Genomic DNA, 14,127 nt, shown 5'->3' with positions numbered 1-14,127 from the left:
TTGCTGGCGAGTGCGACCTTCACCGGTGAGTCGGCGTCGGGCTGGCAGCAGGTGAATTTCTCCACCCCGGTGGCGGTGACGGCGAATACTACGTATGTCGCGTCTTATTTCACGTCGTCGGGTTATTATTCCGTGACGCGGCCGTATTTCACCAGTGCGTACATCAACAGTCCTTTGACCGCGCTGGCGAGCGCTGATTCTGGCGGGAACGGTGTGTACGCCTACGGCGCCACGAACACGTTCCCCACGGGGGCCTTCCAGTCCACCAACTACTGGGTCGACGTGGCGTTCGCAGCATCGAGCTAACGTTTAGTTAGTCCGGGATCAAGGTCTTGGGTTCCGGGCGATCCGTGATGAGCGAGGCGACGAGTTCGGCCATCGCATCGCCTTCACGATCATTGCCGCGACGAGCCTGCGTTGGCGTTCGGCCTGGCCTGGGCGGGGGTGTGCGGAATCGTGGGTGCGCAGATAGTCCAGGGCCTGGTGGCCGGAGATGTTCGGGCAGTCCGCGGATGGCTCCGGTGCCGGAGCCCGGGCCGGCCCGTGGAGGCATACGCGCACGCCGCCGATCGCGTCCGCCAGTAAGGCCAGGCCGCCGGTCCGCTGGTATAGCGAGTTCTCCTGGCGGGAAGCGCGGACCGCCCTCGAACATCACCATTGCCGGCCGATGGGCCGCGTCGGCGATTTCATGAACACTTCCGCCCGCCATCGCGCGATGGTACGAGCGATGGTTTCCCGCTGCGGGTTGGTGCCCGCTTGTCGCCTAGTTGCGTGTGTCGCCCCTCATAGGGTGTCGGCTGGCTCAAAAAGCTTTGTCAGGTACAATACATCAATTGACGCGAGCGCGCATCGATCGCTCGGCGTGGATACATAGAATTGAATACCAGAAGGATTTGCTGGCGAACTCTGTCCTTTGTCTTAATTGAGGGATCTTTTGTCGATCGCGCGAATTCGGAGGCATCCATGAGTTGGCACGACGTTGCCTTGGCGCCAGGCGTGGTAGCTGCGCCGTCTCCGTGCGAATCGTCCCGGTTCGGCATCAAGGTCGACCGTGTCTCCGTCTCCGCGACCTCGGCGGCCACGCTTGACGACGTGCTGGACGCGCTCCATGCCTCAACGGCGGATGTCGTGATTCTGCGTTATCCGGCCGACCGAATGAGGTGGTTCGCGGCCCTGACCGAACTCGATCGGATCGCCATCATCGCCGACAATCTCGTCGGCTGGAGACTCGTCACGGGCAAGGGACGGCGCCCTCCGCCGCCGCCGCGCGGCCTTGAGATCGTCGATACCGTGACCGCCGGGGCCATGGATGCCATGGTCGCCGACGCCTTCCGTGATTACAGCAACCACTATCTCGCCAATCCACTCTTCGATTCCGAACTGGCGCTCGCGGGTTACCAGGAATGGGCTCGCAGGGAGATCAGGAGCGGTGTCGTCGCTCTCCGGAACACCGGTTACAACGAAGATGGGCCCACGATGCTCGGCTTCCTTACCTATGGGGATGCGAGCGGCGTCGCCGAGTTCGCGCTCGGCGGCATGATCTCCGGCGCCCAGGGGGCCGGACTCTACGCCCACCTGCTCGGCGGAATGGAGGGTCGGGCGGAGGCGCGCGGGCTCGGAGGCGTGGTCTGCACGACCCAGAGCAGCAATGTCCGAGTGCAGCGTCGCTGGGCCGACTACGGCTTCGAGCCTGTGCTCAGTATTTTCACCGTCCACCTTCTCCGGCGCGGATTGCTGGGAACGGGGAAAGAAGAGGACGAATGACTCTGTCCGAAAGCTCGGCTATGCCGTTCAAACGCACCTATGTAGCGGGTGCGGAGCAGAAATTTCTGGTGCGGGCCATCGCCGATGGCGCACTGTAGGGGGACGGGCCGTTCACGAGACGGGCGAACGCGTTGATCGCCGAACTCACCGGGGCGTCCGCCGTGCTGCTGACGACGTCGTGCACGCACGCCCTGGAGATGAGTGCTCTCCTCCTGGCATGGTCGATAAGTATCGGTGGGTCGGCATCGGCTCCAGCTACCTGCCCTCCGACCTGCTGGCCGCCTTCCTGGTCGCGCAGCTCGAAGCGATCGACCATCTGCTGCTGCCCGACCTGGCCGATCGCCAGGCGTTCCTCCGCCATCTCGGCGAGCGCGGTGTGCAGGCCACCTTCCACTACCAGCCGTTGCACGGCACGCCCGCGGGACTCCGGTACGGACGCGTGGCGTCGGGCGGATGCGACGTCACCGAGGACGTCGCGGACCGGCTCGTCCGGCTACCGCTCTTCGCCGCGATGAACGAGGCGGAGTTGGACTGCGTCGTCGAGACCGTCGTCTCGTACTCCAGGTCGCGATGATGCGTATGGCCGAGGAAGCACGCCTCGCCCGCCAGCCGTGCGGCCGGTGCGGTCGTCACGTAGCCGTGGAAGAGAAAGGCGTGGAGCACGTCCGGCCGTCTTCAGCGCAGGTGAAGTACGAGCCGGAGGAACGCCGCCATATTGGCCGATGGCATCCGCCAGCCCGCCGAAGCGCGTTGAAACCCCAAGTGGATGACGGGGACCCCGGCGGCGCTGAGGGCCTCATCACGTGGACCTCCCCCCGAACATCACGAGCACGCTCGTGTCGACGCCCCGGGCGCGCAGGCCGTCGGCGAGCAGGACGCGCTGCTTCTCCGTACCGCCGAGGCCGAGCTGGCCGATGAGCAGGCACACGCGACCTGGCCGGGCCGCGGGCACACCGCCGGCATCGGCCTGCGCTGAGACCGCGACGCCCGTCTCGGAACCGTTCCGCACTGTCATGGCCGGTCGCACTCATCCGGGGGAAGAAGGCGCCGACAGCGCCCACCGCCTTTGCCGAACGGCGTCGCATATGTCGCCATGGTCAGACGTTGCCTCGTTTCCGGAACGTCCAGGTCCGATTTATCGCGTAACTCAACGGTGGGCTCAGCAGGATTATCAGCGCCTGCGCCATCATCAGGGGAATTCCGGCGAACTCCACTAGAAGAGGCAGGCCGATGACAGACGCGCCGAGAAAGCTCAACCCGACCGCGTAGAAGCGCAGGTAGCCGGACAACCAGCCCTCACCGGAGATCTTGAAGACGATCAGGCGGTACAGCGGATAGACGATCATGGTGGTGCTGAAATGGCCGATCACGACCAGTAAAAGATAGGGCACCGCATTATTGGCGACCAGCAATCCCAGGCCAAGAAGAGCGTAGTATATCCCGGCCGTCACAGCGCCCGCCAGCAGATATGTGATGCGCTCGCCGAGGAAAGCCGAGATCGAGGCCCGCCGTGAGACGGCCGCCTCGCGGGCGCTCCGGTTTTTCAGCGCGAACATGTTGCGGTCACTCGGAATCTGCTTTCGCTGCCCGGACGACACCTTTCAGGTATCCGGCTGCGGCTGGCCCCGTGTTGAAGATCAGATCAAGAACGGTCACGTGGTGGTCGAACGGTGGGTGGAGTTGCGGATATTCGGGGTAACCGGAGTAGTCGAACCATCGGACCTCGATCCCCGCTTTCCGGAAGAGGCTTTCATCAAGGTAGGCCCGTGCGGCCGGGCCTGTCACATATTGGTCGGCGCCAGCCTTCTGGCACAGATCGAGCAAGCGCTCGGTTTTTGCTCCTGCCGCACCATAGTCCTCGGACCTGCTCAAATTCGCCTGGATGCCGAAGATGGGAAAGATGCCTTCGAGGAAATGTCTGTTTATTTCGGACAGTTTATTGCTTCCGCACTTCTGATAGAGATCCTCCAGGATTGGCGCGACCTCATCGAAAAATGGGGTCTTCCTGTATGTCTGTGTAAGGATCTGCCAATGCGCGATGTGCCAATCCAGATCGCTTACCGTCACTTCGTTGATCAGCTGACTCCGAGGGCCATGCTTGACTGGAATCGAGAGCCACTTGAGACCCGTCGCCGTCTTTATTCGGTTGCGATTGCGCCAATCCCTGTCGGTATATTGCACGTCGTCGAGCAGTATGAACTCGTCGATGTGAGCAATCATGTCGAAATATCCTTTCCATGGGATATAGTTCGACTGGACTATGGCGATCCGTTTCATGCGCCTCACACTTTCGGACTGCTCGAACGCCGCACTGCGTCTGCGGGAAAGTATTCATGACGACTACCGACGTCGCGATCGTCGGCTGCCGGTCGGTTGAGAGTTGAGGTGGCCACGGCGGGCGCCCCCCGGTGTGGAGCGCCGGATGCTGCCGACACAGCGGGATCATCGTTCTATCTAGCGATCGGGGGGCGCTGCCGATATCGCTTCAGTGATCCATATCGGTCCGTCAGCACACTCCACCCGCAGGCCTTCCGCTGGTTCGATCCTCGTGCGGAGCACAGTCATCCATTTGCCGTTCACCTTGCCGAAGGGACCGCGAAGCCCGAAAAGATTGAACCGGAACGTGCGGACCTGGTTATGTATCTCACGAGCGCTGCGGGCCCAGTCGATGAACATGTAGTCGGGCTCCATCCAACCGGCGTAGGCGGCATCGGCCTCGTTCTGGGGTTCGCCTGCGGCGCCGGCGGCTGCGTCTTCGAGCGCAGGACCAAGTAGGTCACCGACGAGTAGATCGACCTCCTTCCACAGCTGGGCGGCTACCGGCTCTTCTGCTATTCGAATGCCACCTTTCTGCGCGATGATGTTTCCGGTATCCAAGTCTTCATCCATCCAGTGGATTGTCACCCCGATCTCAGGGTCTCCGTTCCGAACCGCCCACTGAACAGGCAGTGGCCCCCGGTATTTGGGTAGGAGAGATGGGTGGATGTTTATAACACCAAGTCTCGCTATTTGCAGAATCTCCCGTGAGAGCTTCCAAGGGAATCCATAGACGACGATGAGGTCGGGATGATATCCAGCCAGCGCCTCGGCCAGGCCGTCGATATCTCCAGGTAGCAATAGATTCGAGCCGGGAGGCAGTGATTCACTGATGGCCGCGATGGTCTCCACAGCGCCCTTACTGGTGGGCCTTCGCTGGCGAAAAGTACGAGCATAGACGAGGGCGACCGGTATATGGCCAGCTCTGATGCATGCCTCGTGCAGGAGCGTGAGACGACTCGCAGTGTGAAAGATCAGGACTATACGCATCGGGTTGGCCATGCTCGGTTCGCTCCTTACTCCGGCTTGCAGAGGATATTTTGCCGGCCGACCCAACAGACGAGACCGGCACCCTGATACCTAAATTTCACTGTTGGGCCTTTTGCGTCTCCAGGTTTCGGACATAGGAGCGGTATCGGCCCATTGAAATCGCGACCTCGTATAAGGGACCCACGCTGGGATCCAGCGCTGATTACGTTAGCATGTGCGGCGATGTTATCGCACTCGCAAGAACTAGAAGGGCAGGCAAATTTTCGACGAGTACGGATCATTCCATGGGTCGTCAGCGCGATGCCCCGCCACCGCGACCAAGGCCCAAATCCAATTCGCAAGAGTGTCGGCCTTGTCCAGCCCCAGCGCTGAAAGATAGGCGTCCATACTGCCGATGGCCGCCATGGTGAGGAGGCCCCGGCTCTCCATGGCGGCCCACCGTAGCGATAATCCTGACATGGCTCCATGTTGAGCTTTGCGAGTAGCTCTAGATGTGTAGTTCGCGTGATTGTCCGAGAGTGCCTGCTAATCAATTGCCATGCCGGTTTTTGCGAATTCCCCGAATAGCCCATTGATCTAACCTCGGGCTTTCGTGGTGATCAGCTCACCTCGTAGGCGCGCGTGGCTTTGATCACGCGGGTCACGTCGCCCTCGTCCAGGTTGGCGAAGAGCGGCAGCCGTACCAGGCGGTCGGCGACCTGCTCGGTCAGGGGACATCCTCCGGGGGCGATCCGGCCGTGCAGGACGCCCGCGGGTGCGGCGTGCAGGGGTTGGTAGTGGAACGCCGCGCACACGCCCCGCTCCGCGAGGTGGGCGATGAAGGACTGCCGGTTCTCCAGGTCGGGAAGGAACAGGTGGTAAAGGTGCGCCGGGTGCTGGCAGTCGTCCGGGTAGCCGAGCTCGTCACGGGAGACGTAGGGCCGATTGAACGGAATCGCCGTCTGGTCGGTTGCAGTCATGATCGCAGTGAACAACGCGGTCGCCGGCCGGCCCCCGCCACGCTCTCGCTCCTTGGCCGCAAATCGCCCAGGCCTTGCCTCGTGCATGTGCCCTCCGATCTGTTGTCGCGAGCTGGACCGCGTCGTGGAGAGCGCGTCTCGTACTACGGGCCGTGATGACGCGATGGCGGGCGCTAGCTAGGAGAGGACGTCGGATCGCAGATCTACCGTCTCCTCAGCGGCCGCCCGGTCGATCTCGCTGCGGATGACGTATGTGGGGCGGCCCATGCCACACGCGTGTACACGGCCCAGATACTCGCCGAGCACCCCGATTCCGAGTATCTGGGCGCTCGAGAAGAGTGCGATCATCGAGGCCACGCTGGTGAATCCCGCGACAGTGATCGCGCCGGTGAGGTAGCTCCACAACACGATGCCGGACAGGAGCAGCCCGAACGCCCCGACTACCAGGCCGAGGCAGCTGACGAATCGCAGTGGTGCCGTACTGTAACCGACGAGCAGGTTGACCGCATGACGCAGCAGGCTTGACAGGGTGTAGCCGGACCGTCCGGACATGCGGTGCTCCATGCGCACGTCGACGCATCCGATACGGGTGGTGCCCCAGGACAGGGCCACATCGATCGACGCATGCGGGCCGGTGAGGCCGTCGAAGCCGTCGCGAAGGAACATGCGGAACGCCCGGAAGGCGCTGATGGACCTGGCGTCCGGGACCCCGAGCGGGCCGGACAGCGTCATTTTCACCAGCTGGGACGCGAGACTGCGGGCCAGTCCGTGTTCCTCCTCTCGTGGGCGTGCGTAGACGAGATCGATGTCATCCGTGAGCGCGGCGAGCAGTCGCGGTACTTCCTCCGGCAGGTGCTGAAGATCGTCGTCCATCGTCACGATGATGTCGTGACGGGCGGCGCGCACGCCGGCGATCAGGGCGTTGTGCTGGCCGTAGTTGCGTGCCAGCTGAATCGCTCGAACCTCCCGGTGGCTGCGCGCCAGATCGGCGGCGACGTCCCATGTGTCGTCTGGGCTGCCGTCGACGACCAGAACGATTTCGTGTTCGATGGCCGCGCCTGGAAGGACGGCGGCGAGCCGGGCGACGAGCTCTGGCAGCGTCTGTGCCGACCGGTAGCACGGGACGACGACGGAAACGAACATGAGCACCTCACGGAGCTGGTTAGAGCCGGCTCGATCTCAGTGCAGCATTTCCGGTTCTGGCCGGGATCTACTGTCGCCGGATGGGAATTGATCAATTAATGCCGCGCGCTGACCTCTTCCTTTACTTCCAAAGCTTAAATGGAGGATATCTGGCACTGGCGACACGATGAGGTAAGGTGACCGGTTTGTTCGAAAGCCGGGTTTGAATATCCCGTCTACCGCACGGTCGTCTTCCAGGCGACCGGATCGTGGCTGGCGGGATTGATCCGGTTTTGTGTCGCCTGCGTGGCTGCTCTCCTTATTTCGGTCGCCGGTGACGCCCCGGAGCACGGCTGACTTCGCCGCGCGCTGCGACCGCCTGGCCGCGACCGTGGCCGCTGACTGTCTCACCGGCCGGCCACTGCCGCTCGCCTCTGCCCAGGCCGGGACTTCCGGGGGACGTCCCATCAACCGCCTTCGAGATCGCACTCGAAAGCAGCCTGGCCCGCACCCGGCTAAAGATCAATTACACGAACAACGATCTTGGACGCGGCACAACTAGGGCCACGCGGTGGTCAGAGGCGTTCGACGTTGTCCGAGATCGGCAGCACACCGCGGGTGTCCAACAGCAGGCGGGCCTTGGCCGTGATCAGGTCCAGGTCGAAGGCCCGGTGCGGCTGCAGGAGGATGGCGAGGTCGGTGCCCTCCAGCGCGGTGTCCAGGTCCGCGCAGCGCGTCACCTCCACCCCGTCGACCGACCACTCGTCCACGAGCGGGTCGACGTAACGGATCCTCGCTCCGGAGGCGTGCAGCCGGCGGGCCAGCGGGCGGGCCGGCGACTCGCGGTCGTCGGCGATGTCCGGCTTGTAGGTCACGCCGAGCAGCGCGATGCCCGCTTCGCTGACACAGCGCCCATGCCGGTGCAGCAGCCGCGCGGCGCGCTCGGCGACGTAACCGGGCATCCGGTCGTTGATCTGCTGGGCGAGATCGGCGAACTGGAACTGGTAGCCGAGCCGCCGCACGCGATGCGACAGGTAGCTCGGGTCGATCGGGATGCAGTGCCCCCCGACACCGGGACCGGGCCGGAACGCCTCGTAGCCGAACGGCTTGGTGGCCGCCGCCGCGATGGTCTCCCAGACGTCGATCCCGAGCTCGTCGCAGAACATCGCGATCTCGTTGACCAGGCCGATGTTGACCTGGCGATAGGTGTTCTCCAGCAGCTTGGCCATCTCGGCCTCGCGGGTGCCGCGGACCGGCACGATCTGCTCCACGAACTTGCCGTAGAAGGACACCGCCCGGTCGAGGCAGGCGGGCGTGAGCCCGCCGACGATCTTCGGTGTGTTGCGCAGATCGAAGACGGGATTGCCCGGGTCGATGCGCTCCGGCGAGTAGGCCAGGTGGAAGTCGGTGCCCGCGGTGAGCCCGCTCTTCTCCAGCAGTGGCTGGACGACCTCCTCCGTCGTGCCCGGCCAGGTCGTCGATTCCAGGACGACGAGAGTGCCAGGCGACAGTCGTCCGGCGATCATCTCCGCGGCTCCGGCCACGGCGCTCAGATCGGGACGCCGGTCGCGGTCGAGGGGCGTGGGAACGCAGATGAGCACGGTGCCGGCCCCGGCCAGCACCTCGTGATCGGCCGTCGCGCGGAACCCCTGGGCGACCAGCCCCGCGACCTCCTCATCGGAGATGTCGTCGACATGGGAGACACCTGAGTCCAGGCGCTCGACGAGGCGCTCGTCGACGTCGACCCCGACGACGCGCATCCCGCTCCGCGACACCTCCCGGACGATCGGCATCCCGACGTAGCCGAGCCCGATCACGGCGAGGTCCCATTCGGCCGCTCGATCGTCCCGTGGCTGGTTCATCGCGCCTCACTGGAGCATTACCTATGGTCAGCGTTTGCATGCTAAGCGTGATGGTCTGTGGGGTCGGTGATCGACACGCCTCCCACCCGACCAGCGGATCCGGGTGGCCGCTCCGGCCGTCATCCGGGCCGCGGCGATCTCGGCCGGGAGCATGATGGGACCATGTCAACGCGCGATCTCGTCATTCTCGGCACCGCCAGCGCCGTGCCCACCCGGGCCCGGAACCACAACGGCTACCTGCTGCGCTGGGACGGTCACGGCATCATGTTCGATCCCGGCGAGGGCACGCAGCGGCAGATGCTGAACGCGGGCGTGAGCGCGCACGACATCCGGTGGATCTGCCTGACGCACTTCCACGGCGACCACTGTCTCGGCGTGCCCGGGGTGATCCAGCGGATCGCCCGCGACGGGGTCGAACATCCCGTACGCGCGGTGTTCCCAGCGAGCGGCGACGTCTATTGGCGGCGGCTTCGGCACGCGGCGGTCTTCGCCGACACGGACGTCGTCGCCGAACAGCCGATCGCCGGTGACGAGGCGTGGATCGAGACCGCGGACGCGCCGTTCGCCCTGACCGCGCGCCGGCTCTCGCACCCTGTCGAGTCCTACGGCTACCGCCTCGTGGAGCCGGACGGCTTCACCATGCTGCCCGAGAAGCTCACCGAGTACGGGCTCGGCGGCCCACTGGTCGGGGAACTGCAACGCGTTGGACGGGTGACCGCTCCGGACGGCCGTACGGTCACGCGGGACGAGTGCAGCGTGCCCCGCCCAGGGCAGAAGGCCGCCTTCATCATGGACACTCGGCTCTGCGACGCGATCACGCGGCTCGCCGACGGCGTCGACCTCCTGGTCATCGAATCCACCTTTCTGGGGGCGGATGCCCGGCTGGCGGCAGATTATGGGCATCTCACCGCCGTGCAGGCAGGCGAGATCGCCGCCGAGTGCGGGGTGCGGCGCCTGGTCCTCACTCACTTCTCCGAGCGGTACCCCGCCGAGGATCAGCCGCGGTTCGCCGACGAGGCGGCGGCCGCGTTCGGCGGCGACATCGTGCTCGCGCGCGACCTCGACCGGGTGCCCGTGCCGCCACGCCGCCGCCTCGAGCCGACATCCGGCCCTGAGACCACCTCGGTCTGACCGCCGAACGCTCTCCGCGCCACGGGGCCGCCGTGACGCCACGGGAGGCGCAGCGCCCGGCCACCGCGCTGCGCGCGTACGACGCCGGCAGTCAGGGAATCGCCGGGTCCCGTGGGGAGGCCGTCCGGTCGCGGAACCACGCGATCGTCCGCTCGAGCCCGGTATCCAGCGGGACCGCTTCGACGCCGGGAAAGAGACGGCGCAGCCGCGCGTCGGCGGCCTGTGAGTCGCGTACGTCTCCGGGACGTGGCGGGACGTGCACGAGTTCCACCGGCCGTCCCAGCAGGGCGGACAGTCGCTCCGTGAGTTCGAGGATCGACACCCGGGTACCGAACGCGAGGTTCACCGGCCGTGCGCTGGTCACCCGGTGAAGTACCGCGTCGGCGAGCAGCGCCACGACCGTGCCGACGAACGTGAAGTCGCGCGTCTGCAGACCGTCCCCGTGGACGACCAGCGGTTCGCCGTGGAATGCGGCGTCGATGAACCTCGGTATCACGGCCGAGTAGGCATGCCCGGCCGACTGCAGAGGGCCGTAGACGTTGAAGAAACGCAGCGGCAGGACGGGCAGCCCGAAGCTGGCGCCGTACGCCAGGACGTATGCCTCGGCGGCGAGCTTGCTCGCGCCGTAGGGGTTGAGTGGACGCGTGGGCAGATCCTCGTGCTTCGGCAGGTCCGGGGTCGCCCCGTAGACCGACGACGAGGAAGCGGCGACCACGTGCACCGAGTTCCGGCGGCAGGCCTCCAGGAGGAGGAGCGTGCCGGTGGCGTTGGCGTGGTGGCTCGCCACCGGCGCCGCCAGCGAACGCGGGATCGACGGGCGGGCGGCGAGATGCACGACCGCGTCCGCGTCGGCCACGACCTCGGCCAGGAGTCCTTGGTCTAGGACGCTGCCCTTGATGAGCTCCGCGCCGGAGCCCTCGAGGTTATCGATACGGCCGGTGCTGAGATCGTCGAGGGCGATGACCTTGTCGACGCCCGGCCGCGCAGTGAGTTCCCGGCACAGATTGCCGCCGATGAAGCCGGCGCCGCCGGTGACCACGATCCTCACCGGACCACCTCTTTCGCGCGGGCGGGCCACCAGCCCCGCGCCTCGGCGATCGACGCGTAGATCTCCCCGATGTCGGTCACCAGCCGTTGCGGGCCGAACCGTCGCGTCGTCCACGCGCGCGCCTCGTCTCCCATCTTGCGGCGCAGCGGTTCGTCCCGGAGCAGCCGCACGATGTGACAGGTGAGCTCGTGCGTGTCGCAGCGTGTGAGCAGCCCGGTCTCCTCGTGCCGTACCACTTCGGCGACACTTCCGACGTGGGTCGCGACGCAGGGCAGCCCGGCCAGCCCGGCCTCGATGAGCGACACCGGCATGCCCTCGTTGTCGGACGTGAGGATCACCAGGTCGGCGGCCGCGTAGACCGTCTCGACATCGGCTCGCCAGCCCAGCAGCGTGAACTTGCCCTGGGAGGTCTTGGCGGCGGCCTCGACCTCCGGCATGGCGTCACCGCCCCCGCAGACGATGAACCGGGCCTCGGGCTGTAGGCGGCGCACCTGGCGGGCCACGCCCACCAGCCGGTCCGGCCGCTTGACCCGCGTCAGCCGGCCCACGTACGCGACGACCGGGCCGTCGCCGGGGATCCCCAGCGCCATGCGGGCCGCGGCGCGGCCGGGAAGCGGGCCGAGCGCGGCGCCCGGTGGCACCACGACATACTGCTCCGGGCGGCCGACCCCGGCGGCGATCAGCTCGTCGCGGACCCGGGCGCCGACGGCGACGAGCCGGTCCGTCATCGCGGCGGAGGCCCGCTCGGCGGTCACCACCAGCCGTGTCTTGGCGGGGGAGAAGTAGCCGTGCAGCAGATGCCCGTGGTGCGTGTGCACGCGCGCGGGCACGCGCGTCAGCACGGCGGCGGCCCGGCCCAGCAGACCGGCCTTCGCGGTATGGGTGTGGACGATGTGCGGCCGGAACCGGCGCATCTCGGTGACGAGCGCCGCGATGGCGCGGGCGTCGTCTCCCGGCCGGATCGAACGCCCGAGTGCGGGATTCCGGCACGGAGTGACGTCGGGGGCGCGAAGGTCCAGGTAATCGGCCTCGCCCGGTTCGACCGCCCCCGTGTAGAGACGCTGATCGAAGAGCCCGGTGTCGAGACCCCGCATGAGCTCCACCGCCTGAAGCGCCGGACCACCGACGTTCATCCGGGTGATGACCCGCATCACTCTGATCCGATTGTCAGTCACCATGTGCCCTCCGGCGCCGAATCGATCACGGAGAGTACATAGCCGCAACTCACCGTGCGCACAATCTGGCGTTGCTAAAGATTCCGCCACGGTCACGGCGGTCCGGACAGGATGCGCCGTAGTGGCAGGTCGAGTGCCCCTTGGATCACCGTCGCGCAGGCACGGTAATCCTCGGCCGGGCCCTGATACGGATCGGCGATGTCCTCGTCCGGCGGACCGGGCGGAGACATGCCACGCATGCGAGCCGCCTCCCGGACGAGCGACTGCGCGCGGGCCGCGATGTCCTCGCCGGCGAGCCGATCCGGGCTGATCCGGCGGACGAGCCGGGCGAACTCCAGGATCGTGAACATCGTGGCGTGCGCCGAGGGGTGGAGGGCCGCTACGGCCGCGCGGTGCCGGCGCTCCGCGGTGAGGACGAGATCGGCCGTGGACAGCAGCGGTACGGTGACGGTTCGCGCGGCGAAGCCGGCCGTCTCGCCGCCCAGGGAGCGGAGTACGGCGGCGGCGTCCGGATCCATGTCGGCTCCGTCGTGCCCATGGGTCCCGGCGCTGTTCACGAGGACGTCACCGGATCGCGCCGCGGTCCCGAGCCTGAGCCGAGCGAGCTCTGCGGCCATGGGAGACCGGCAGATGTTGGCCGTGCAGACGAACAGCAGGTGAAATCGCTGGGGCCTCATGTGGCGTCCTCGTCGATCACGGCAGCCGGAGTTCCGCGAACACGGCGCGGTGGTCGCTGCCGGGCAGGCCGTACACCTTCACCCGCCGCACCCCGCATCGCGCGTCGGCGAGTACGTGATCGAGGGTGATCGGCGGCACCGACCACTGCCGGAAGGTCGGGATCAACCCGTTGCCGGTCTCGTTCGCGGCGTCGACGTACCCCTCGCCGATCAGCCGCCGCAGGGACGTGTGGTCGAGCGTGGCATTGAAATCACCGGCCAGGATCCGTACGGGGCCCTGACGCTGTCCCGTGGGCAGGATGACGAAGGCGCGATTCCACTGCCCGAGTCCGGTCGGATTCGTCGGGTGTGCGAGGTGCACGGCCATCACCTCCACACGATGTCCTCCGGGGACGTCCATCTCCGCATGGGGTATCGCGAGGCCGACGAGGTGCACCTGGAACATCGGGCGCGGGTGGAGCGGCCAACGTGCGTACAGGGCCGATCCCAGCGCGCTCCCGAGCGGTGTGGTGATCTTGTAGGGCAGAAGGTGTCCCAGCCCCGCCCGGTCGAAGGCGGCGCCGGCCTGGGGCGTGAATTCCTGCATGCTCAGTAGGTCTGCGTGTGTGCGGCGCACGAGACCGACGAGGGCGTGGGGGTTCGCCTGCCCGAGACGGAGATTGGCGGTGAGAATCCGCAGCACCGGGCCTCCGGCCACGGGCGTGGCACTGCCGACGGCGCGGGGAAGCACAGCGGCGGCGAACGCCGCTGACACCGCCAGGGCGACACCGAAGGCCTTCCAACGACGGAACGCCAGAGTGAGGATGACGAGGACGACCGAGAGGACGGCGGCATACGGCGTGAAGGTCAGGATCGGGACGAGCAGCCCGGCCAGAAGCGGCACCCTGTCGACGCCGACGAGACGGGCGGCCGCCCAGCCCGCACAGATGACGATCAACCAGGTCAGCGGCCGATGGAGAAGGTCACGCGTGCGTGAGCGTGCCGCTGTTTCGGACGAGCCCACCGCGGTCGTGTTCATGGGAGACCCCCGTCTCTCCTCTGGGCGATCGAACTGTCGAGATCTGACGCTGCGCAACCAGCCGT

General features: G+C 66.4%; 16 protein-coding genes. 4 read left to right on the top strand and 12 right to left on the bottom strand.

Annotated features, from left to right (window positions below):
- The 3 genes from NE236_RS26720 to NE236_RS26710 form a co-directional block, all read left to right on the top strand.
- On the top strand, positions 1–306 hold a 306-nt coding region (locus tag NE236_RS26720), incomplete at its 5' end, for a DUF4082 domain-containing protein (RefSeq protein WP_252844895.1).
- 657 nt (positions 307–963) lie between these two features.
- Positions 964–1,764 (top strand): hypothetical protein, encoded by an 801-nt coding sequence (locus NE236_RS26715; protein WP_252844894.1) that lies wholly within the window; start codon positions 964–966, stop codon positions 1,762–1,764.
- Between the two features lie 217 nt (positions 1,765–1,981).
- Positions 1,982–2,338: a DegT/DnrJ/EryC1/StrS family aminotransferase gene (locus NE236_RS26710; protein WP_252844893.1), complete on the top strand. Its 357-nt coding sequence runs from the start codon at positions 1,982–1,984 to the stop codon at positions 2,336–2,338.
- Between the two features lie 225 nt (positions 2,339–2,563).
- On the opposite strand, the gene NE236_RS26705 is transcribed toward NE236_RS26710, so the two are convergent.
- The 8 genes from NE236_RS26705 to NE236_RS26670 form a co-directional block, all read right to left on the bottom strand.
- Positions 2,564–2,779, bottom strand: coding sequence for a hypothetical protein (locus NE236_RS26705; protein ID WP_252844892.1), 216 nt, complete (start codon positions 2,777–2,779; stop codon positions 2,564–2,566).
- Between the two features lie 82 nt (positions 2,780–2,861).
- Complete coding sequence (locus NE236_RS26700; RefSeq protein ID WP_252844891.1) at positions 2,862–3,320, bottom strand: GtrA family protein; 459 nt, start codon at positions 3,318–3,320, stop codon at positions 2,862–2,864.
- 7 nt (positions 3,321–3,327) lie between these two features.
- Positions 3,328–4,041 carry a WbqC family protein gene (locus tag NE236_RS26695; RefSeq protein ID WP_252844890.1) on the bottom strand — a complete coding sequence of 238 codons (714 nt, stop codon included), beginning with the start codon at positions 4,039–4,041 and terminating at the stop codon, positions 3,328–3,330.
- A 177-nt stretch (positions 4,042–4,218) separates the two neighbouring features.
- Positions 4,219–5,082 carry a methionyl-tRNA formyltransferase gene (locus NE236_RS26690; protein ID WP_252844889.1) on the bottom strand — a complete coding sequence of 288 codons (864 nt, stop codon included), beginning with the start codon at positions 5,080–5,082 and terminating at the stop codon, positions 4,219–4,221.
- A 231-nt stretch (positions 5,083–5,313) separates the two neighbouring features.
- Positions 5,314–5,499 carry a hypothetical protein gene (locus NE236_RS26685; protein WP_252844888.1) on the bottom strand — a complete coding sequence of 62 codons (186 nt, stop codon included), beginning with the start codon at positions 5,497–5,499 and terminating at the stop codon, positions 5,314–5,316.
- A gap of 170 nt (positions 5,500–5,669) precedes the next feature.
- On the bottom strand, positions 5,670–6,029 hold the full coding sequence (locus tag NE236_RS26680) for a DegT/DnrJ/EryC1/StrS family aminotransferase (RefSeq protein WP_252844887.1): 360 nt from the start codon (positions 6,027–6,029) through the stop codon (positions 5,670–5,672).
- Positions 6,030–6,206: 177 nt separating this feature from the next.
- Complete coding sequence (locus NE236_RS26675) at positions 6,207–7,172, bottom strand: glycosyltransferase family 2 protein (RefSeq protein ID WP_252844886.1); 966 nt, start codon at positions 7,170–7,172, stop codon at positions 6,207–6,209.
- Positions 7,173–7,726: 554 nt separating this feature from the next.
- Entirely contained in the window at positions 7,727–9,013 is a 1,287-nt protein-coding gene (locus NE236_RS26670; protein WP_252844885.1) for a nucleotide sugar dehydrogenase, read from the bottom strand.
- Between the two features lie 162 nt (positions 9,014–9,175).
- Here NE236_RS26670 and NE236_RS26665 point away from each other — a divergent pair, with 162 nt between their 5' ends.
- Positions 9,176–10,144 (top strand): ribonuclease Z, encoded by a 969-nt coding sequence (locus NE236_RS26665; protein ID WP_252844884.1) that lies wholly within the window; start codon positions 9,176–9,178, stop codon positions 10,142–10,144.
- Between the two features lie 91 nt (positions 10,145–10,235).
- On the opposite strand, the gene NE236_RS26660 is transcribed toward NE236_RS26665, so the two are convergent.
- The 4 genes from NE236_RS26660 to NE236_RS26645 form a co-directional block, all read right to left on the bottom strand.
- A complete protein-coding gene (locus tag NE236_RS26660; protein ID WP_252844883.1) occupies positions 10,236–11,192 on the bottom strand; it encodes an NAD-dependent epimerase/dehydratase family protein in 957 nt (318 codons plus the stop codon).
- Positions 11,189–12,370: a glycosyltransferase gene (locus NE236_RS26655; protein ID WP_252844882.1), complete on the bottom strand. Its 1,182-nt coding sequence runs from the start codon at positions 12,368–12,370 to the stop codon at positions 11,189–11,191. Before NE236_RS26655 ends, NE236_RS26660 begins: the two co-directional genes overlap by 4 nt.
- Before the next feature lie 89 nt (positions 12,371–12,459).
- Entirely contained in the window at positions 12,460–13,044 is a 585-nt protein-coding gene (locus tag NE236_RS26650) for an arsenate reductase/protein-tyrosine-phosphatase family protein (protein WP_252844881.1), read from the bottom strand.
- A gap of 16 nt (positions 13,045–13,060) precedes the next feature.
- A complete protein-coding gene (locus tag NE236_RS26645) occupies positions 13,061–14,062 on the bottom strand; it encodes an endonuclease/exonuclease/phosphatase family protein (RefSeq protein ID WP_252844880.1) in 1,002 nt (333 codons plus the stop codon).
- Positions 14,063–14,127 lie beyond the last annotated feature (65 nt).

It is taken from the genome of Actinoallomurus purpureus (assembly GCF_024055795.1).
Lineage (GTDB): Bacteria > Actinomycetota > Actinomycetes > Streptosporangiales > Streptosporangiaceae > Actinoallomurus > Actinoallomurus purpureus.
This window is presented reverse-complemented; position numbering and strand designations above follow the sequence as displayed.